16 protein-coding genes are annotated in these 22,404 nt (G+C 37.1%); 11 read left to right on the top strand and 5 right to left on the bottom strand.

Annotated features, from left to right (window positions below; genetic code table 11):
* Nucleotides 1–3: 3 nt before the first annotated feature.
* Entirely contained in the window at nucleotides 4–3,015 is a 3,012-nt protein-coding gene (locus QNI22_RS28635; RefSeq protein ID WP_314516221.1) for a serine hydrolase domain-containing protein, read from the bottom strand.
* A gap of 587 nt (nucleotides 3,016–3,602) precedes the next feature.
* On the opposite strand from QNI22_RS28635, the gene mutL reads away from it, so the two are divergent.
* From mutL to QNI22_RS28665, 6 genes are all read left to right on the top strand, one after another.
* Nucleotides 3,603–5,519 (top strand): DNA mismatch repair endonuclease MutL, encoded by a 1,917-nt coding sequence (mutL, locus tag QNI22_RS28640; RefSeq protein ID WP_314516223.1) that lies wholly within the window; start codon nucleotides 3,603–3,605, stop codon nucleotides 5,517–5,519.
* Between the two features lie 131 nt (nucleotides 5,520–5,650).
* The gene (locus QNI22_RS28645; protein ID WP_314516226.1) at nucleotides 5,651–6,427 is read left to right on the top strand and encodes a rhomboid family intramembrane serine protease; all 777 of its coding nucleotides are present in this window, start codon (nucleotides 5,651–5,653) and stop codon (nucleotides 6,425–6,427) included.
* A gap of 107 nt (nucleotides 6,428–6,534) precedes the next feature.
* Nucleotides 6,535–7,437, top strand: a complete 903-nt coding sequence (locus QNI22_RS28650; protein ID WP_314516229.1) for a rhomboid family intramembrane serine protease — start codon at nucleotides 6,535–6,537, stop codon at nucleotides 7,435–7,437.
* 71 nt (nucleotides 7,438–7,508) lie between these two features.
* On the top strand, nucleotides 7,509–8,153 hold the full coding sequence (locus tag QNI22_RS28655; RefSeq protein WP_314516230.1) for an AlbA family DNA-binding domain-containing protein: 645 nt from the start codon (nucleotides 7,509–7,511) through the stop codon (nucleotides 8,151–8,153).
* A gap of 377 nt (nucleotides 8,154–8,530) precedes the next feature.
* Nucleotides 8,531–10,297 carry a M1 family metallopeptidase gene (locus QNI22_RS28660; RefSeq protein ID WP_314516233.1) on the top strand — a complete coding sequence of 589 codons (1,767 nt, stop codon included), beginning with the start codon at nucleotides 8,531–8,533 and terminating at the stop codon, nucleotides 10,295–10,297.
* A gap of 153 nt (nucleotides 10,298–10,450) precedes the next feature.
* On the top strand, nucleotides 10,451–10,693 hold the full coding sequence (locus tag QNI22_RS28665; protein WP_314516236.1) for a type B 50S ribosomal protein L31: 243 nt from the start codon (nucleotides 10,451–10,453) through the stop codon (nucleotides 10,691–10,693).
* A gap of 81 nt (nucleotides 10,694–10,774) precedes the next feature.
* On the opposite strand, the gene QNI22_RS28670 is transcribed toward QNI22_RS28665, so the two are convergent.
* Nucleotides 10,775–11,557 (bottom strand): cysteine hydrolase family protein, encoded by a 783-nt coding sequence (locus QNI22_RS28670; RefSeq protein ID WP_314516238.1) that lies wholly within the window; start codon nucleotides 11,555–11,557, stop codon nucleotides 10,775–10,777.
* 250 nt (nucleotides 11,558–11,807) lie between these two features.
* Here QNI22_RS28670 and smpB point away from each other — a divergent pair, with 250 nt between their 5' ends.
* From smpB to QNI22_RS28685, 3 genes are all read left to right on the top strand, one after another.
* Entirely contained in the window at nucleotides 11,808–12,266 is a 459-nt protein-coding gene (gene smpB / locus QNI22_RS28675; RefSeq protein ID WP_313990821.1) for an SsrA-binding protein SmpB, read from the top strand.
* Nucleotides 12,267–12,305: 39 nt separating this feature from the next.
* Entirely contained in the window at nucleotides 12,306–13,001 is a 696-nt protein-coding gene (locus tag QNI22_RS28680) for an SGNH/GDSL hydrolase family protein (RefSeq protein ID WP_314516240.1), read from the top strand.
* A 111-nt stretch (nucleotides 13,002–13,112) separates the two neighbouring features.
* Entirely contained in the window at nucleotides 13,113–15,683 is a 2,571-nt protein-coding gene (locus tag QNI22_RS28685; RefSeq protein WP_314516242.1) for a M14 family metallopeptidase, read from the top strand.
* A gap of 64 nt (nucleotides 15,684–15,747) precedes the next feature.
* On the opposite strand, the gene QNI22_RS28690 is transcribed toward QNI22_RS28685, so the two are convergent.
* Both QNI22_RS28690 and QNI22_RS28695 read right to left on the bottom strand, forming a co-directional pair.
* Nucleotides 15,748–16,656 (bottom strand): glycosyltransferase family 2 protein, encoded by a 909-nt coding sequence (locus QNI22_RS28690; RefSeq protein ID WP_314516243.1) that lies wholly within the window; start codon nucleotides 16,654–16,656, stop codon nucleotides 15,748–15,750.
* 61 nt (nucleotides 16,657–16,717) lie between these two features.
* Entirely contained in the window at nucleotides 16,718–17,623 is a 906-nt protein-coding gene (locus QNI22_RS28695; protein WP_314516245.1) for an FkbM family methyltransferase, read from the bottom strand.
* A gap of 192 nt (nucleotides 17,624–17,815) precedes the next feature.
* On the opposite strand from QNI22_RS28695, the gene QNI22_RS28700 reads away from it, so the two are divergent.
* Nucleotides 17,816–19,327, top strand: a complete 1,512-nt coding sequence (locus QNI22_RS28700; RefSeq protein ID WP_314516247.1) for an oligosaccharide flippase family protein — start codon at nucleotides 17,816–17,818, stop codon at nucleotides 19,325–19,327.
* Between the two features lie 67 nt (nucleotides 19,328–19,394).
* Here the strand turns inward: QNI22_RS28700 and mdh are convergent, their stop codons facing one another.
* Nucleotides 19,395–20,330 (bottom strand): malate dehydrogenase, encoded by a 936-nt coding sequence (gene mdh, locus QNI22_RS28705; protein WP_314516249.1) that lies wholly within the window; start codon nucleotides 20,328–20,330, stop codon nucleotides 19,395–19,397.
* Between the two features lie 656 nt (nucleotides 20,331–20,986).
* Here mdh and murC point away from each other — a divergent pair.
* A complete protein-coding gene (gene murC, locus QNI22_RS28710; protein ID WP_314516250.1) occupies nucleotides 20,987–22,378 on the top strand; it encodes a UDP-N-acetylmuramate--L-alanine ligase in 1,392 nt (463 codons plus the stop codon).
* Nucleotides 22,379–22,404: the final 26 nt, after the last annotated feature.

A 22,404-nucleotide genomic window follows, 5' to 3' on the forward strand; every position in this document is an offset into this window, starting at 1 on the left:
ATTCTATTGTTTAATACTGGCTGTCTGAATCTGGTAATTGGAAATAGATTTATATATCCAATCCTGAATTCGTTTCCGAATACCATATCTAGCCAGTTTATTATTATCTGGATTAGGATATACACGATTAGAAAGAAATATGTATACCAGATTTTCATCAGGATCAACCCACACAATTGTACCTGTAAAGCCTGTATGACCAAAAGAATTTTTAGAAGCAAATTCTGATACACTGCCTCCACCATCATTTCTGGGTCTATCCCATCCTAATCCTCTTCGATTGCCTTTGTTATAAGATCTGGTGAAAGTAGGTAATGTGTTATCCTGGAAATACCGCCTTCCTCCATAATAACCCTTTTGAAGATTCATCTGCATAAGTATGGCCAAATCATTTGCAGTACCAAATAACCCTGCATGGCCAGCCACTCCTCCCATCATAGCAGCCCCTTGATCATGAACAGTTCCCCGAATTAGACTACGACGAAAATATACATCTCTTTCTGTTGGTGCTATACATTCCTGTCCATAAGTACAGAGAGGGTTAAACAACAACTCATCCGCTCCCAATGGATCATAGAAGTTTTGCTTTAAAAACTGATCAATAGGCTGATTTAGTAACCGTTCTGCTATTTTATGCAGAATATAGAAACTCACATCACTATACTCAAAATTATATTTTTCCTGAAAAGCTGGCTTATGCAGCAAACGTGATCCAATAGTCCATTTCCAAATGGAGTCTCTCATAGACGTTGTTCCATACATTCCAGGTGTAACCTCTACATTAAACTTATCCGATTTCTCAGGGCTATAGTATTCTGGTAACCACCCCTGGCGGGTAATTGTACGATCCCAGTGTGACTGAAAAGCGACCAAACCTGCCTGATGCATTAATACATCTCTAACCAGAATATTTTCTTTGTTTGTCCCAGCCAACTCTGGCAGATAAGCAGATACTTTCTGATTAACATCTAATATTCCTCTTTCATGTAAAAACATGATAGCCTGTAAAGTTGCGGATACTTTTGTGACAGAAGCAAGGTCATAGATAGTATGCTTACTTACAGGCTCCAAGGTATCATAGGTCATATACCCGTAAGCCTTATCAAAAATCACCTTTCCATCTTTGGCTACTAATACCTGGCATCCGGGCATTGTATGATCTTCAATGGCACGTAAACATATTTTGTCTATTATTTCTAAAGTTTCGCCTTTCATGCCAACCCGTTCAGGGACTGAATATCCCAGTCTGGCAATGGAGGTTGTAATAACCCCTGTTCCAACCTTCAACGCCTCACTTGCAGTTACAGGTAAACGACCATTAGCACCCAATGCACCAAATAAAACCTGAGGGACCAGACGTCTGGTAATCTCATTATCTTCATATGCACAAAGCAGTGTATTTACTTTCTCAAAGTATTTAAGACTATAGGGTGTTCCAAAAACCGCTAATACTACATTGGTTTTTGTCCGAAGCCGTTCTATCAGACTTCGAGAAGAGGCACGTATACCGTAAGCTTGTCCTGGCAGATTATTCAGATCATGCAAACTGATAATAACAACTTTGTATTGGCTTAGTCGTTTAATCATCTTTTGTAGTGCAACTTCAGAGGTATCTTTATCTGCAATAGCATAATTGGCAACAGTAGTATAATTGCCAATTATTTCCTGGAAAGTATTTCCTTTTGGCAAACCAATGGATACACACGCAAACGTTGTTGTATCCAGATGGACTAAAGGCACCAGTATATTCGTATTTTTAACAACTGTAATTGCCTGTTCATATAATTCTTCATTAATTGCCTGAATCTCTGGCTTATTTAAATCGCTATTCAGTGATTCGGTTTCTATGGGTTTACGAGCATGTAATCCTGTCCAGTATTTAGTAGCAAGTATCTTTTTTACGCGGACGTCTACATCGTTCTGCAATGAATTTTTTCCCTTTAATGCTTTCTTTACTCTGGCAACCGCTTCCGGCACGTTTTCAGGAAATAATAAGACGTCATTTCCTGCCTGAATTGCCATTGCTTCAATATCCCCAGGCTTGTAAAGCTTAGTTACAGCTTTCATATTCAAGGCATCGGTAAACACCAATCCAGGAAATCCAATCTGTTCTTTTAATAAGTCAGTCACTACTGATTTAGACAAAGTGGAAGGAATAATCTTTCCCTTTTCAAAAGATGGAACAGCCAAATGCCCCACCATTAAACCGCGTAGTGTATCCTGAATAAGACGTCTGAAGGGAAATAGTTCCTGTTGCTCCAGTTGATCTAATGTCTTATTTAAAATAGGCAGCGACTGATGAGAGTCTGCATCAGTGTCTCCATGTCCGGGAAAATGCTTTGCTACAGCTAAAACACTATTACTCTGAAATCCTCGCATATACGCAACCCCTTTAGCAGCAACATTCAGTTTATCTTCTCCAAAAGACCGATAACCAATAACAGGATTGCGTGGATTACTATTGATATCTACAACAGGTGCAAAATTAATCTGTACTCCTAGTCTTTTACATTGGCGAGCCACTTCAGCACTCATACGAAGAATTGCTTCGTTGCTGCGTATCGCACCCAACGTCATAGCATATGGAAACCTTACTGTACTATCTAAGCGCATGGAAAGTCCCCACTCAGCATCCATCCCTATGAGAAGGGGTACTTTTGCTAAAGATTGATAGTGGTTAGTAAGTTGAGCTTGTTCCAAGGGGGTTCCCTGAAAAAAGATAATCCCACCTATGTGATAGGTATTAATCAGTGTCTCAATGCCTTTGATATCAGCTTTTGCACTATCTGAATAAGCTGCTACCATGAACAATTGTCCTAAACGTTCATCAGGCGTGAGTGCATTAAATACGCTATCTACCCATTGGCGTTCTTTCTCGCTATAGGGAATCTGTGGCTTTATAGTTTCTTTCCGAACTGTTGTTGCAGAGAACAAGATCAGTGAAGAAAACAATATGGCGACTAAGATCTTTTTCAGGAAAACAGGCTTTAATGCCTTCACTTTAAGGAAATTCAAATCCAATGATGCGGTTCTTGGTAATGTAATCAGCACGACAGTTCTGAAATTGTAAACGGTGAATGGATAAGAAAGTTTCGGCTGAAAGCAGTATTCTTATGATTTATGAAAAAGTTGTATAAGTGAATCCTCATTTTATATCCTTTCTGCAGTTATGTGTCTGGCATTCAGATTAGCGATAAACAAGAGGATATTCTACAAAGTTTTTATAAAATCTTTGAATTATTAACGCAAAAGTAGCGTTTTTCAGTGAAAACTCTATACGCTTCGTATAGGTATGTATGTAAAATGTCAATAAAACAAGTAAATCTTCACTAGTTGAGCGCTTTTTTCTAGAGAAACTCATTTTCAACAGATAGTCAGATACATACATATAGCTGTGCACTGAACTTTTAACTTCTTTTTTTACTCCCGAAAAATATGCGCATTTTTGCATTATAGTTATGAAATAGCAGATGACAATAAAATGTATGAGCTATTTTAAAAGATAAATGTATTGAAGATCTGTAGAATAAGTGCCATCAGGTCAGACAGTTTGTCAATCGAAAAAATGTGATTCTGCCACGTCTTTTTTATGTACTATCTTTATGAATGATATCATTAAACTGCTACCCGACTCTATTGCTAATCAAATAGCTGCCGGAGAAGTAGTACAACGCCCTGCATCAGTAGTAAAAGAATTATTGGAGAATGCGATTGATGCGCAGGCAAAACATATCCAGCTAATTGTAAAAGATGCAGGGAGAACTTCGATTCAAGTTATCGATGATGGGATTGGCATGACTGAGACAGACGCCCGCATGTGTTTTGAGCGTCACGCTACCTCTAAGATCCGGCAAGCCAATGATCTGTTTGCAATCCGAACTATGGGGTTTCGCGGAGAAGCAATGGCGTCTATTGCTGCAGTAGCACAAGTTGAATTGCGTACCCGGCAAGCTCAGGCAGAGATTGGAACCATGATACGTATTGAAGCCTCCGAACTAAAAGCTCAGGAGCCGGTTAGTACACCTGTAGGCACTCATATTCTTGTAAAAAATCTGTTTTTCAATGTTCCTGCCCGTCGTAATTTCCTTCGGTCAAATGCAGTTGAAATGCGGCATATTCTGGATGAATTTCAACATGTAGCTTTGGCACACCCTGAAATTTCTTTTACAATGTATCAGAATGATCTTGAGACATACAACTTACCTTCAGGCAAATTAAGTCAGCGAATTGTTAATCTATTTGGAAAATCATACAGAGATCAGCTGATTTCCTGTCAGGAAGGTACAGACTATGTAACTATTACAGGATACATAGGAAAGCCTGAGTTTTCCAAAAAGACTCGAGGAGAACAGTTCTTTTTTGTTAATAAACGTTTTATCAAGCATAACTATCTTCATCATGCTATAATGACCGCATATGAAGGCTTATTACCAGATGAGAGTTATCCATTCTACACACTATTTATCGAAATAGATCCTGCTCATATTGATATTAACGTACATCCCACCAAAACAGAAATCAAATTTGATGATGAAAGAGCTATTTATGCAGTAGTTCAATCTACCATACGCAAAGCATTGGGAATGCATCATCTCTCTCCAACTCTGGACTTTGATCAAAGTACCAGCTTTATGTTTTCTACACCTGCCACTGAAACTAAAAACGGAAATAGTCAGTCTTCTTCAACTAATCTCTTTTCTACTCCTCCTAAAACAAGTGGGAGTACTCATAGCAGTCCTGAAAAACAGAATGCCAACTTCATTACTATTGAAAGTGATCTTCGCAGACAAAATAACCAGAAAAACTGGTCAGTGTTGTACAAAGATTTTCAGGAAGCATTTCCTAAAGAGCAGGTAAAACAAGAAGAACCAGAACAAATTGTACTTACTCTTGAGAGTAAAGTTAACCGATTGCCAGGAGATACAATATCTTCGTCATCTGAACGTCTTGAGAACGAGGGGTTGGCATATCAGATGCACAACAGCTATATTGTATCACAAGTATCCAATGGCATGATGTTGATAGATCAGAGAGCGGCACATGAACGTATTTTGTATGAGAAGTTCCTGAATACACTTAGTAAACGGAATGGGACTAGTCAGCAACTGTTATTTCCTAAAGTTGTTGAACTTAGCTTACCAGATTTTGAGCTTGTTATGGAAATAACGGACGAAATAAAACATTTGGGTTTTGAGATTGGAATTCTGGGACGAAATACTGTTGCCATACAAGGTATTCCTGCTGATATCCCTGATGGACAGGAGAAAGAGGTGCTGGAAGGATTGATTGAGCAGTTCAAATGGCACCAATCAGAATTAAATTTGGGACGTAGGGAAAATATTGCACGTTCACTTGCCAAAAGATCTGCGATAAAACATGGCCACAGACTTACAGGTATTGAGATGCAAAATCTGATAACGCAATTGTTTGCTTCTTCTAATCCTAATTATGCACCTGATGGAACACCAACACTAATAATCTTAACGTTAGATAAAATAGGAAGTTTCTTTACTAAATAATAGAAAAACAAACAGGTACCTATACAAGTACCTGTTTGTTTTTCTATTATTATTTTTTTGGCGATTATTGTATTTGAACATTTCTAATACTACAACCTTGATTATATACGATGGGCTTTTCTCTCACACCAATGGTAAGAAATCTCTTACTGATAACTATAGTAATATTTTTCCTTCAGGGACCTTTTAACCTGATTCCTAGATTTGCACTTTATCCTTTCTTATCCAACTACTTTATTCCATTTCAGCTTGTAACATATATATTTTTGCATGGGGGGCTAGGACACATATTCAGCAATATGTTTGGATTAGTCATGTTTGGACCAATGCTGGAACGTGTATGGGGACCATCCAGATTTCTGGTGTTCTATCTTATTACAGGAATAGGGGCGGGATTGATTCATAATGGGATAAACTATTATGAAGTAATGAAGATGGAGAAAGCTGCCAATGTTTACCTAATGGACCCAACTGCTTCAAACCTTTCTACATTTACAAGTGAAAATGAACACTTGCTCTCTCAAAGGTTTACTATGGAGTTTCTGGATAAGTTTGATAAAGATCCCAATAATCCAGACTATATTCAGTTAGGAAAAAAGTTTGTTCGTGATCAAATTGATCAATACCTGAATAATCCAAATCTTGGCACAGTAGGGGCATCAGGAGCATTATTTGGTATTATGGCTGCGTTTGCCTTGCTTTTTCCTAATACCGAATTATTATTTTTGTTTTTTCCCATTCCCATCAAAGCAAAGTATTTTGTACTTTTGTATGGCATCTATGAATATTATTCAGGTATACATCGTACAGAAGGTGATAATGTAGCTCACTTTGCTCATTTGGGTGGCATGTTATTTGGATTTATTCTTGTAAAACTTTGGGGAACAAACCGACAACGCTTTTATTAAATAGGATTCATTGCTTTTAGCAATTTTTGATTTTAAAATTCTATTTTTGTTCAGAGAATTAAGCAATAACTTGTATCTGTGCGTCATGGCACATTGACACAACGACTATGACCGGCATTGTTGATGATTTTAAAAATGCGTTTCGTAAGCAAAATAATGGATTGGTGCAGATTATTCTCATCAATGTCGTTATTTTCTTGGTGATGATTACTCTTTTCTGGATTTTCAAGGCGGCAGATAAACGTGAGTATTTCATGTCATTGGAAGAAAACCTATATCTGCCAGGAGATATCAAAAAATTTCTTTTTCATCCCTGGACTTTAATAACATACTTTTTTGTCCATAGTTTGGAAGGACCTTTCCATATTTTATTTAATATGCTATTCCTTTACTGGTTTGGGAAGCTAATAGATGAATATCTGGGAAGTCGCAGGTTAGTTAACTTATATATATTGGGAGGCATTGCTGGAGGTATCTCCTACCTGATTCTGGCAAATCTCATTCCTGGTTTTTCAAATAGCCGGTTGTTAGGGGCATCGGGAGCTGTTTATGCTGTTGTAGTTGGTGCAGCAACCTTAATGCCTAATTATACATTCTTTCTTTTTCTTCTAGGCCCTGTCAAAATCAAATACATAGCTGGCTTTTATGTAATTACATCTTATATAAGTCTTGCCGTTAATGGTGAAAACATGGGTGGTAATATTGCTCACCTGGGTGGAGCGCTGATGGGGTTTTTGTTTATTACCCAGTTAAACAATGGGAATGATTTGGGACGTCCTATTAGTCGCTTTTTAGAATGGGTAAAAGGTTTATTCCAAAGTAAACCTAAAATGAAGGTTACTTATCGTAGTACCACTACTGTTACAACTAAAGCAACTTCTCCTACTTACAGTGGTACTCCTGATGACGATGAGATTGATGCTATTCTGGATAAAATTAATCGCTCAGGTTACGAGAGTTTAACTAAGGAAGAAAAACAAAAGCTATTCCGCGCAAGTCAGAAGAATTAATAAATCTCAGGTTTACGCCTGAAAATAGGCGCTTATTACTGGTCTTTTCCTTTTATTTTAGTTGAAAGACAATGGACTTCGCCACTATGAAAGCCTTGGTCAAGCAGGGCGAAGGTATAAATATTGAATTTAAGCTTAAAGCTGCTCATCCGGATAAAATTGTTCGGGAAATTGTAGCTTTTGCAAACTCAGAGGGAGGAAATTTATTGGTTGGGATCAGTGATGATCAGCAAATCAAAGGAGTAAAGTTTGTTGATGAGGAAGAATATATTCTGACAAGAACCATTGAAAAATATTGTAATCCTCCTATACATTATCAAACATACCGTATCCCTGTAGGAGAAGAACGACATGTATTGGTATTAACTATCCCACCGAGCAGTGAAAAACCTCATTATGTGCTGCATGATCTGGATAACAACATTGGTAAAGCGTATGTGCGGCTAGCAGATAAAAGTATTCAGGCAAGCAAAGAAATGCGTGAAGTTTTGAAGGGAGAGAGAAAACAACGTAATATTCGTTTTCAATATGGAGACAAAGAAAAAATACTTATGCAATATCTGGGTGCAAACCAATCTATTACAGTAAGTCAATTTATGTCCGCTGCAAACATTTCCCGCACTATTGCTTCCAGAACCTTAGTGCTTTTGGTGTTGGCGCATGTATTGAAAATATCACCTCATGAAACAGAAGACTTTTTTACAGTACGAGAATAAATTAAGTTCCATTTAATAAGACTATTTTACCATCTTTCTTACATCAGTGAATATCCTCTGTTTTAGAAAAAAATATTTTCTTCTAAAAAAGTAGCAGACATTTTTACAGAAAAACAGGTATAGCTTTATTTCCTTTCTTCTACTTTTTATTCAAAAGATGTATATAGATACATTTTTTCCTTCCATGTTTTTTATAATCATTTCCTTTCTTACTCTTTACTTTTCAGAGATCTTTGGAAAAGGCAGAATGATGCAGGAACTTTGTATTGCATTACTACTTGGATTATAAGCTCTTAGCTTTTAATCAGGAACTATGACTTGGGTTAATTTTTTTACCTTTCTACACTGTTATATTTTAACCAGAAAAACAATTGCTTATGCAGTTAAATTTACGAGTTTTTGGTCTGCTGTTTTTTTGTTTTGTAGTTGGATATTACGGACAAGCGCAGAATTCCGGGCGACCTGCTAAGGGACAAACTAAACCTAAGGCAAAACCAAAGCCAGTAAACACATCTCCCTGGCATTTTACGCGCTATGATAGCTTACGAGGTAATCTAAGTCCTCGCAGAAGCTGTTATGATGTATTCTTTTATCACTTGAATTTACGCGTAAACCCTAAAGATAGTACTGTTGGCGGATATAATATTCTTGCCTATCGGGCAGAGTCAGACTTCAAAACTATTCAGGTTGATCTATATAAGAATATGCATATCAGTGCTATTACTTATCATGGAAAGCCTCTTTCTTTTAAGCGGGATAGCAATGCTGTTTTTGTAACCTTTACTGAAACACAACGGAAAGGCACACTGGATTCGATTGTTATTCATTATGGAGGTAAGCCTCGTATTGCCAAAAACCCACCATGGGATGGGGGATTTATCTGGGTAAAGGATAAAGTTGGCAAGCCCTGGGTTACAGTAGCATGCGAGGGTGCTGGTGCCAGTCTGTGGTGGCCTTGTAAAGATCACTTGTCTGATGAACCAGATAGTATGTATATCAGTATAGAAGCTCCGTCTGATTTACAATGTATCAGTAATGGAAATCTAAAACAGATGGCTTATCTACGTGGCGGCTATGCCCGGTTTGACTGGCGTGTTCATTATCCAATAGACACATACAATGTAACAGTAAATATTGGAAATTATGAACACATGACAGATACCTATCAGTCTAAAGATGGCAAAACTCTTGCGTTGGATTACTATGTAATGCCTTATAACAGAGGAAAAGCTGAAAAACAGTTTAAACAGGTTAAACCTATGCTTGCTGCCTATGAAAAGTATTTTGGTAAATATCCTTTTTGGAATGATGGGTATGCGCTTGTTGAAACTCCTTATCTTGGAATGGAACACCAGAGTGCAATTGCCTATGGCAATGATTATTTACCAGGTTACAAAGGCAAAGATCTTTCCGGTGTTGGCCTTAACTTTGACTATATTATTATTCACGAAACGGGACATGAATATTGGGGCAATAATGTGAGTATGGCCGATCATGGCGAAATGTGGATCAATGAATCCTTTTGTACATATGCAGAAGCTTTATTTGTAGAAGAAATATATGGTAAAGAGACTGCTTTTAAGTATGTAAAAGGACAATCCGCGCTGATACAGAATACAGAGCCGATGCTAGGGCCTTTAAATGTAAATTTTGAAGATTATAAGACAACAGATATCTATTTTAAGGGAGCAAATATGCTTCATACATTACGAAATGTAATTGACAATGATTCCTTGTGGGTTGATATTTTACATGGTATACAGCAGGACATGAGATTAAAACAGGTACATACGCAGGATATTGTTAATTATATAAATCAAAAAACAGGCAAAAACTTCAACGCCTTCTTTAATCAGTATCTTAAATATCTATCTCCTCCTACACTGAATTGTGTGCTTACTCAAACAAGCCGGAAAGAAATAGAGCTTCGCGTAAAATGGACTGCAGATGTAGCAGATTTTGCAATGCCTGTGAAGATAGCTTGTACAAAGGATAAAGACGAAAAGTTGATCTTCCAGACTATACAGCCTACTAAAGAATGGCAGACTCTCACTTTCGAAGGAAAAATTGAGGATTTTCAGATTGCTAACAATCTATATTATATCCTAACAGATATTCAGGCCAAAAGTGCAGATCCAAAATAAAATAAATACGATAAAAATAAGTAGTAATTAATTTTATTACTATATTTGCAGCCCGTTTTTGGGGACTTATCTGACCTGATTACGTTTAGTTTAAGAATAAAAGCCAGATAACTTTCAAAAGCATTTGCAAATAAGTAATCCAACAATAAAATTATGAAACAAGATATTCATCCTGATTATCATCCGGTTGTATTCTGGGATCAGCAAGCAGATTATAAATTTCTGACCCGTTCAACCATGACTTCCAAAGAAACTATTCAGTGGGAAGATGGCAATACGTATCCTGTAATTAAAATCGAGGTAAGCTCACAGTCTCATCCTTTCTATACAGGTAAAAATGTATTGGTGGATACTGCTGGTCGTATCGAGAAATTCAACAAACGTTACGGAAAGTAATAATAATCTCATCCTCATTTGGAAAAAACAAAACCTCGGCTGCCAGTCGAGGTTTGTTTTTTAGTATTAGTAAGCAAAATGCTATAGAGTTATTTCTGATGACTTCATAAATGGAATTCCAGCCTTTCTGGCCTCTGCATAAATAGGATCTCCCAGATAACCAAATCCTGTTACATCAGACATAATATCATCAATAATAACAAACTTTTTAGCTAGTTCTGGAGCAGATTGCAGTACTTGTTTCAGACTGGTGGCAACACAGTGTGATTTTGCCTCACCACAAAGAAATATCTGGTCATACGCCAGCAATTCATCAATAAGTTTGGTATTGAGTTGTGTTTCCGGGGCATCATCAATTGGGATCTGCGCTTTGAAGATACCAAAATGCTCTGTCATTGGATTTGTACCCTTTTCTATGGTATGATACTCCTTACCTGTGTGTGCAAAATAGCGCAATGCTTCTAAAAGAGAGTCTTCCAACGCTGCTCCTCGTGAGCCATGCAAACAATGTTCTGGCCAGATACAGTGGATAAACTCGCCTTGTAGTTCTAACTTTTCGAGATAGTTTAAAACTTGTTCCGAATTAAAACGTGGCTTCCATTTCCCTGACTTCACATCTTCGGCTTTAATTAATGTAAAGGGTGCTGGTTCCTGACCTTCTGAGCTTATCCAGAAAGAAGGATGGGAAATATCATTAACTGGATGTGTATCCAGTGTTGCATAAATGGCGTCTATCTTATCAGAATGAGTAGTAATAAGGTGACTCAGGCGTTGTATATCCTCTTCTGCACCTGGAACATATAATGCGCCATTAGGGTTACAGAAGTCGTATTGTGCATCAATGATGAGAAAAGCCGTTTTCATAGGAATATAGAACTAAAATAATAGTGTAAAAGTAAAATAGAATAATGCAACAAATAAAGTGTATTATATACAATAAGTAAAGTTTTATGAGAATATTTTTATTGCTCTCCAACAAACGTTGAGTTCAGTAATTTTTTGAGGAAGAGAGGTGACTTATGTATATTCTAAAGTAAATAGCCTATTTCTCTTAAAAAAGATACTAATTTTGCAAAAGATAGTAGATACTATCTTTAAAATTGAAAAGTAAACTATGGCAAAAGAAAAAATCGAGAAGATTGTTAATATAAAAAATAAACGGGCTTCATTTGAATATCAGTTCCTGGATACGTATGTAACAGGAATTATGCTGACAGGTACAGAAATAAAATCAATCCGTCAGCAGAAGGTAAACTTACAGGATGCGTATTGTTATTTTCACGAGAATGAATTGTTCATTAAGAATATGAATATCTCAAAATACAGTGAAGGTACCTATTACAATCATGATCCTCTTAGAGAACGAAAGTTGTTAATGAAAAAGAATGAACTGCGCAAACTCGAAAATAAACTGGACGACGGACTAACAATCGTTCCTCTGCGCTTATTCATAAACGATAGAGGGTTAGCTAAGATGGAGATTGCTCTGGCAAGAGGCAAGAAGCTATATGACAAACGGGAGGATATTAAATCCCGGGATGTATCAAGAGAGATGGCTAGAGAACGTTACTAAACTTACCTCAGTATGAGCAGTTGTAAAAGTATGTGTTACATGCTTACCGTAGTAAGCACTTTTGTAGCCTGTTTGTCTTGTCAGCAACCACCTAATTCTCAATCATCCATTATGCAGCAACCTCCTTCTTCTATACAAATATCATTTCTTTCATTAGGTGATTCCTATACTATTGGAGAAAGTGTTGCAGAGAAAGAACGATGGAGTGTACAACTGTCAGAGATGCTTCGTCAAAAAGGGGTACTAGTCAGCAAGCCGGATATCATAGCAAAAACTGGTTGGACAACAGAAGAACTGGCAGATGCTATTGCAAAAAGTGGAAATACAAAGACCTATGATCTTGTCTCACTTTTAATTGGCGTAAACAATCAATATCGTGGGCAAAGTACTGAACGCTATCGGAAAGAATTGAGCGAGTTATTAAAAACATCAATTCATTATGCAAAGGGAAATCCGAAGCATGTTTTTGTTCTTTCTATACCCGATTGGGGAGTAACACCTGCAGGTGAAAGTCGGGATAGACAACAAGTGGCTAAAGAGATAAATGCATTCAATGCAGTTTGTCAGGAAGAGTGTAAGAAGGCAGGTATTGTCTTTTTTGATATCACACCTTTATCACGCACAGCTGCCACAGATAAAAATCTGATTGCCAGTGATCAGCTACATTTTTCAGGAAAGATGTATCAGCAATGGGCTACTCATGTACTGGAGGGTGTTATTGAACTGATAAAATAGCTATAGACTATTATTTACCCAATGAGAGGCGCTTTTCTTCGAAAGCGCCTCTCGCTTTTATGGATAAATTACTATATTCACTCCCTCTCAGACCTAACCATCAACATAAACATGAAGAAAATTCTATTTCTTGTATCTTCGCTTCTTACATTTCTCGATGCACATTCACAGGAAAAGCTGTCATTGTCCTATTACCTCCCTCAGAATGTTTCTTATAGTTCAGAAATCCCTACACCTGAATCCTTTTTCAGTTGGCAAGTAGGTGAATGGCATGTATCACATGATCAATTAGTAAGCTATATACGTGAAGTAGACCGAATTTCGGATCGGATGACAATGGAAATCTATGCCCGCTCCTATGAAGGACGCCCATCTATCTTACTTACTGTAACCGGGGCTTCTAACAGAACAAATCTGGATAAAATAAAATCAGATCATCTCAAGCTTTCAGATGCGTCTCAGTCAGGCTCATTGGATGTAAGTAGAATGCCTGCAGTAGTTTGGATTGGAGCTAGTGTACATGGAAATGAACCTAGCGGTTCCAATGCCATGCTATTGCTTACTTATTATCTGGCAGCGGCCCAAGGACCTTCAATAGATTCTCTGCTAAACGAAACTGTAATCCTAGTCGATCCGGCATTTAATCCGGATGGCCTTCAACGGTTCTCACATTGGGCTAATACAAATAAAAGTAAAACACTAATGACAGATCCTAGTAGCCGAGAATTTAATGAGACATGGCCAGGAGGCCGATTCAATCATTATTGGTTTGATCTCAATCGGGACTGGTTGTATGTCCAACACCCGGAAAGTAAGGGGCGTGCTACAAAATTTCAGGAGTGGAAACCTAATATTTTGACGGATCACCATGAGATGGGAGCAAACAGTACATTTTTCTTTCAGCCAGGGGTTCAAAGCAGAGTCCATCCTCTTACACCTAAGCTTAATCAGGAGCTAACTCAAAAGATAGGGACTTTTCATGCAAAGGCACTGGATAAATTGGGTTCTCTCTATTTTACAGAAGAAAACTATGACGACTTTTATTATGGTAAAGGGTCTACTTATCCAGATGTACAAGGATGTGTGGGTATTCTTTTTGAGCAGGCAAGTTCACGTGGTCATGCACAGGAAACTGTAAATGGTGTATTATCTTTTCCTTTTACTATTCGCAATCAGTTCACCACTATGCAGTCTACTTTAGCAGCAGCACGTTCTTTGCGTACTGACTTGCTGAACTTTCAACGGGATCTTTATCGGAGTGTAGCCAATGAAAGCAAAGGTGCTTCAGGATATATATTTGGAAGTCAATATGACAAAGCCAGAAATTATGAAATGCTGCGTATTTTGTTACAGCAGAAAGTAGAGGTATATCCCCTAAAAAATACAGTAAGTATAGAGGGTAAAACCTTTGCCTCAGAAACTTCTTATTTTATTCCTGCTAATCAACCGCAATACCGTTTGATAAAGGCAATGTTTGAAAAACGGACTACTTTCGAGGACAGTTTATTCTATGATATCTCTGCATTCTCGCTCCCTCTCGCATTCAACATGCCCTATGCGGAAGCAAAAACAGCTAGTGTGGGTGAAAAGCTAACAAGTATCAGTTTTCCCGAAGGGAACGTAATAGGTGATAAAACTGTGTATGGATATGCATTTGCTTGGGATAATTACTATGCACCCCGTACTATCAATGAACTTCTAAAGAAAGGATATCAGATACGTGTAGCAACTAAACCTTTTACAAGTGTTATAGAAGGAAAAACGGAGACATTTGATTATGGTACGATCCTAATTCCTGTAGGCCTACAAAATCAATCACAGGAAGCTATTCTGGCAGATATGCAAGCTTTCGCGAAAAGAGATGGCTTGAATATAACAGGTATTTCAACTGGCCTGACGCCAACGGGTATTGACTTTGGAAGTAGTAACTTTGCAGTTGTCACTGATCCAAAGGCTATGTTGTTGGTTGGTATAGGGGTCACTGCTACAGATGCAGGTGAGGTATGGCATCTGCTTGATCAACGCTATAATATGCCTCCTGCCATTGTTGATCTGAGTTATAGTAACCGAGTAGATTTTGATAAGTACAATACCATTATACTATCTGGTGGAAATTACAATGGATTAACAGGAAATGCTCTCTCAAATCTTAAGCGGTGGGTACAAAACGGAGGAACTCTGGTTGCTATGTCTGAGGCTATTCCCTGGGCAGTATCCAATGGACTAGCCAATGTAAAATTAAAGAAAATACCTAGCGACTCTACAGGTAACAAACCCTATGTTTTTCTGGATGAATACACACGAGCACAGGAAATTGTGGGTAGCATTTTTCAGATCCGTCTGGATCGTAGCCATCCGCTAGCATTTGGGTACAAAGAAGAAACAATCCCTGTATTCAAGGACAATACCGTATTTATGGAAAAGGCAAAGAACCCTTATGCCACTCCAGGACAATATACTGTTAATCCATTGCTGAGTGGATATATTTCCAAACAAAATCTGAAACAATTTAGTAATGCAGGCTCTATAGTGGTTAATTCTTCTGGTAGTGGTAAAATTATTTTATTTGATGATAATCCTAATTTCCGCGCATTTTGGTTTGGAACAAATAAACTGTTTATGAATGCTCTTTTCTTTGGCAGAATCATTAACAATACAGCAACAGTGAGAACTGAAGAGTAGGAGAGAGGTAAATCGGGAAGATACTTATATTTTTCAAGTATCTTCCCGATTGAAAACATGATTATTATATATGTATTTTCTGATTTCTACGGCTGGCAACAATACTTTTAAGTTTCATTAGTATTGATAAACCTATTACCATAGGTTTCCAGAGAGTGTTATATTGAATAGAAAACTTAGCCAACAGGATAAAATAGGTAGTTATCTGTACCCACAATGGCTTATTAATATTTTTTAATACAGCCAGAAGGTTTCCTTGCAACTTATATTTGTCACTTTGCTTCCAGATAGACTTACCCACGTTTTGTGCTGAAGGATAAGGACGGGCATGACAAATGGTAGCGTCAGGTGTAACACCAATTCTGATATTATGATACTGGCAACGTTGACAATAATCCAGATCTTCACCATACATAAAAAACAGAGGGTCAAATGTACCCACAATTTTTATGCAATCACGTGTTAGTAACCATGCCGCAGCATTTACAAACGATAATGGGTAAATCTCTTTTGTTTGCTTAAGATATATATCTGAAATGATATTAGGGCATTTGTCTGTTTCCAGATATTTTGAAAAGCCATACTCCAAGGCAGAGCCTGTTGTATTGAGATGGAATGGACTGATAATCCCAAAATCTGGTTTATTTAAACTTACTGATAGTAATCTTTCAATAGTATTATTTTCAATCCATGCATCCTGATTAAGCAGAAATACATAATCAGCCTGGTGAGCCATTGCAAGGTCAATACCTATATTATTAGCTTTACCAAAGCCAATATTTTCTTTACTGTGGATAAACGTAATATGTGGGAACTCATTTTGTATAATTTGAATGCCTGTTTGGGTGGTAGAATTGTTATCTACAACCACAATATGTAATGGTAGTACACTTTCTGTTAAACTTTGTAAACATTTGTGTATCCATTCTTCTCCGTTATAATGAACAATTACTGCCCAGACATTTGGAACCATTTGATATAGATAACTAACCGTAAGATGTTTTAAAGAAAAGTGAGAAAGACAGGTGCCTCTTTTAGATCAAAGCTAATTTCTTAGCTACATCTTCTCTACAGATCAGATAATTAGACTCATTAGCTGCAAAAATTTTATCTGTTTTATGAATCTCTCCTTCTTCATTGATAACAAAATATAAGTAGTTACACCCTTTTAACGATGCTTCGATTCGGGTAGCAATAGAGTCATTCATTACTTCAATCAACAAGGTGGGATGGAATTTCACGAGATATTCTCCAATGCCATTTAACACCTCAGGTTCATGTAACTCTACATCTATCTTCATCAGATCTACTCGCTGAATATTATTTTTTTCTATGTAATCCTTTACAGTAGTACATGGAACCTTTGTCTCCAGGCGAGAGTCTAGTAATGGAGCATGTCGCACATCGGAAAAATTCTTATTAATAGTGGCGCTGTAATTGTTTACTATAGGAAGGTCATATATAACTACTTCTCCGGTAGTATCAGATACCGCCATCCATTCACAGTGAATATCAAAGTTATTTAGTTGACAATTAGCCTTATATTTTTCATAAATTCTGCGGGTTGGTTCAAATCCATAGACTTTACTTTGAGAATTGACTGCTTTGGACAACAAAGAATACATACCTGTGTTTGCTCCAATGTCAAAGATAACCTCAGATTGTTCTGATAACTTCTGCCAGAGCCTTAAAGAGAATCCTTCTCTGCCAACTCCCAAACCCTGCCAGAATAAACCATCCTCAATAACAAATCCGTGTGTATTGTAATGGTTCATATAAAAGAATTTTTTGCCAACCTGAACTTTGAATTTTCCTCCAAAGAATAAATGCCTGAATACTGACCTTGGAGGCACATACACAGATCTGACAATCTCAAAAAATTGTCTTTTAAAGGGAATGGCTTGATAAATTCGTTTTACCAGACTTGTCTTTGTCTTCATTGTATAGAATATGAGTATAGCTTTAAATCGAAAGCAAATTTATACTTTAAGTTTAAATCAACTATCATTCCTTATATCTTTGCCAGGGATATTACTCAAGAGGATAAATTTTCTTTCGATTTCCTTCTACATAAACTATCTCTAAAACAGACTCATTACTAAAATATTATCAGCATTTATTGTTGAAACTACATGGGCGTTATTATCAGGCAGAGTGTTAAAAATTCAATTGTATCCTATGCAGGTGCGGCAATAGGCATGTTCAATGTACTTTGGCTTACACCAAAGTATTTAACGAAGGAGGAGATAGGGCTGACCCGCTTTATGCTGGATATGGCTTTGCTTCTTGCCCAGTTTGCACAATTAGGAACCTCTCATCTCGCTGTTCGTTTTTTTACATATTTTCAAGATGAGACTCAAAAATATAAAGGTTTTCTTGGTTTTTTGCTTCTATTGCCTTTCATCGGGTTATCTATTCTGATACCTCTGTATATTTTTTTTCAACCAGTTTTTTCAGACATCTATACCAAAGAGTCCCCTGAGCTCCTACAGTATTATTTCTATTTCCTTCCTCTTATTATTTTTCTGGTATATATCGGAGTTCTGGAAGCGTATACACGTGTGCATCTTCGTATTGTCGTACCTGCACTGATACGAGAAGTTTTTCTTAAGCTTGCCAATGTTTTGCTAATACTTCTTTATGGGTTATGTATCATAGATTTTCACTGGCTTGTCATTTTATTTATAGCATCATATGGTATTGCTGTTATTTTATTAACCATTTATGTCAAAAAGCTAGGACGTCTCTATCTGGTATGGGACTTCGGATTTATAAGAACTCCTTTATTTAAACAAATGATCATCTATAGCTTTTTTGTATTATTAGGTGGAGCAGGCACTCTTTTGGCAAGTAAAATTGACACACTTATGGTAGCGGCTTACAAAGGAGGCCTTAATCTTACAGGTGTATATGCTTTAGCTTTTAATATTGCTATGGTGATTGAAATTCCACGCAGAGCGATAACACAGATTAGTACACCACTGGTAGCAGATGCATGGCGTAGAAATGATCTTTTACAGATAGCTTCTTTGTATAAGAAGTCTTCCATTAACCAGCTTATCGCAGGTGCATTTCTGTTTCTAGGTGTTTGGTGCAATATTGACTCAATCTTTGACCTTATTCCTAATGGGGATACATTCCGAATTGGAAAGTGGGTTGTTTTTGTTATCGCAATGAGTCGTGTAACAGATATGGCGAATGGTATAAACAGTGAGATCGTAGTAAATTCCAAGTATTACAGATTTGATCTTTTTACAATGGTATTACTTGCCTTCCTTACTATATTTTTAAACAGCATTCTTATTCCTCGTTATCAGATTGTAGGCGCGGCAATGGGAACATTTATTTCTGTGGCATCTTATAATATCATCCGCACAGTCTTCTTATGGATTACTTTTCGTATGCAGCCCTTTACAGTTAAAACAGCCATCACAATAGGGATTAGTCTATTGACCTTCTGGATAGTATCTTTTCTACCCAGGTATTCAAATAGCTTTGGGGCGATAGTATTAACAATTGCAGTACGTTCTATTATTATTACTATTTTATATCTGAGCTTGATTTATATAACAGGAGTAAGTGAAGAATTAAATAGTCTCGCCCAACAACTAACAAAACGTATAGGATGGTCAGGAAATAAGTAATATTTAAAAGCAACTATCCCCATTCATTCTATTTAGAATGGATGGGGATAGTTGCAAGATATTAATTTTATAAAGATAACGTAGCCAAAACGTTATTCATATTACGTACTGCATCAGCTGACTTACTAAATGTATCTTGCTCTTCCGGATTTAATTTATAGTCTATAATCCTTTCCCATCCTGTACGCCCAATCACAACCGGAACTCCCAGACAAATATCATTTTGACCATATTCACCATCCAGATAAACACAACAAGGGAACACACGTTTCTGGTCTCTAACAATGCTTTCTACTAGTAGAGCACTAGAGGCCCCAGGCGCATACCAAGCAGATGTACCAATGAGTTTAGTCAATGTTGCTCCTCCCACCATTGTATCTGCTGCAACTTGTTTTAATTGATCTGCTGATAAGAATTGGCTTACAGGAACTCCATTATATGTTGCCAGCCGGGTTAATGGAATCATGGTTGTATCACCATGGCCACCAATTACAGTTGCATGCAGATCGTTAGGCTGGCATCCGATAGCCAACGACAGATAGGTTTTAAAGCGTGAACTATCCAGAATACCTCCCATACCAATAATTCGGTTTTTGGGTAGTCCAGATTCTTTCAATGCAAGATAAGTCATAGTATCCATGGGATTAGAGACTATGACAAATATGGCATCTGGTGAATATTTTAAGGCATTATCTACTACTGATTTTACAATTCCGGCATTGGTTCCAATCAACTCTTCCCTGGTCATTCCTGGCTTGCGTGGAATACCTGATGTAATTACCACTACATCTGATCCGGCAGTTTTACTGTAATCGTTTGTTGAACCTGTGATTTTGGTATCAAATTCAAGCAGCGTGGCTGTCTGAAACATGTCCAATGCTTTTCCTTCACTTAATCCTTCTTTGATATCTACTAATACAACTTCTTCTGCCAGCTCGCGACGAACAATATTATCAGCGGTGGTAGCTCCGACAGCTCCTGCACCTACAACTGTTATTTTCATAAAAATGACCTGGTTTGGGTTAAAGAGATAGTACTTTCTTATACTTGAAATTAGGCGAGAAAATAATTATAAAGCAAACTTTAATTGGAAAATTAATATTTCTCTTTTGAAACCATATATACTTTCCTATTTGGAAAATTGAGAGTATATGTATTTATCCATTATATGTGATATCTACATTACTTATCTTTTACTTCCATACGAATCTCAAATACCTCTGTCTTCACATTACCCGATACAAAGTTAGTTTCTCAGAGATTACTACTATCTACTAAAGTTTTTTTGGCAGTATTCTTTTAACCGTATACCTTATACAGTGTAGTTCTAATAACTGTATATGAGACCTTTTTAGTAAGCATAACAGAGTTAATCCTTGCATAATACAGGGGAATTACTTACTACTATTCAATCTTCTCGTTATTTTTAATAGGTTTCTTTCTCCTGTGTTGTTATTTCAATTTGGATAATAGATACTTAGAAGGAGAAACAACATAAAAAATGTGACTATAATTTTTGTCACACTTGGATTAGGGAATTAAATAAAAAGTGTTGCTATTCGTTCTTTCTATAAAACAAAATTAAAAACCTGTTTTTTCGCAAAAAACCATACGCGAAATTTCACTACCTTTGCGCCAATCAAATAACCCTTACGAACCTTGTACTTAAAAGATATTTCCAGAGTTTATTTTATCGGTATTGGAGGCATAGGTATGAGTGCTTTGGCTCGCTGGTTCCGTCATTATGGCTGTGAAGTGGCTGGCTATGATCGCACACGTACTACCCTTACAGAACAATTGGAAAAAGAAGGTATTGCTGTTCATTATGTTGATGATGTAAATCTTATTCCAGAATCATTCCGAACCCCTCAGAGCTGTCTCATTGTATATACTCCTGCAGTTCCATCCGATCATAAAGAATTGATTTTCTTTCGAACTAATGGATTTTCTGAATTAAAACGGTCACAGATTCTAGGGCGAATCACACAGGATTTATTTACCATTGGAATTTCTGGTACCCATGGTAAGACTACAACTTCTTCCATGACTGCTCATCTTTTGACAGCGGCAGGAAAAAACTGTACAGCTTTTTTGGGAGGAATTACCCAAAATTATGGCACAAATTTATTATTGGGCAAGGCAGATAGTAATGAAGATCCATTAGTTGTAGCAGAAGCTGATGAATTTGACAGATCTTTTCTGACCCTATTTCCAAATGTGGCAGTAGTTACCTCTATAGATGCTGATCATTTGGACATTTATGGCACTCATGATGAAATAAAAAAATCCTTTCATGAGTTTGTCGCACAGATCAAAAATGATGGAGTTGTTATTGTAAAAAAAGGACTGGAATTAGGAATTCCTGAGCATGTTCACGGATACACATATGCTTGTGGGCAACCAGCAGATTTTTCGGCAATAAACATCCGTATAGAGGCTCCTTATTTTACTTTTGACCTGGACACACCCAATGGTAAGATCAAAGATCTACAGATCCAGGTTCCTGGATTTCATAATGTAGAAAATGCTACAGCAGCAGCAGCAGTAGCTTTATTGCTGGGTGTATCTGAAACTAATGTGCGGGAAGGATTACGAACGTATTTAGGAGTGAAACGCAGGTTTGAATATATTTATCGGAGTGAGTCAACAATTTATATTGATGACTATGCTCATCATCCGGCAGAAACAGAAGCTTTTATTAAATCAGCAAAGGCTTTATATCCGGATCGTAAAGTAACTGTGATCTTTCAACCACACTTGTATAGTCGTACCCGTGATTTCGCATCAGAATTTGCGAAAAGTCTAAGTTTAGCAGATGAAGTTATACTTTTGGATATTTATCCTGCCAGGGAACAACCCATAGAAGGAGTAACATCAGAAATAATTTTTAACGAAATTAAGTCACCCGAGAAGCGACTTTGCCGTAAAAGTGATTTGATGCAGGTATTAACAGAAAAAAGACGAGATGTTCTGGTAACGATGGGCGCAGGAGATATTGATACATTCATTATTCCAATCCGGGACTGGCTAACAGAAACAGAAAAAAAATAGAGATCCTTAATACTGTAAAGAGATAC

It is taken from the genome of Xanthocytophaga agilis, from assembly GCF_030068605.1.
GTDB lineage: Bacteria > Bacteroidota > Bacteroidia > Cytophagales > 172606-1 > Xanthocytophaga > Xanthocytophaga agilis.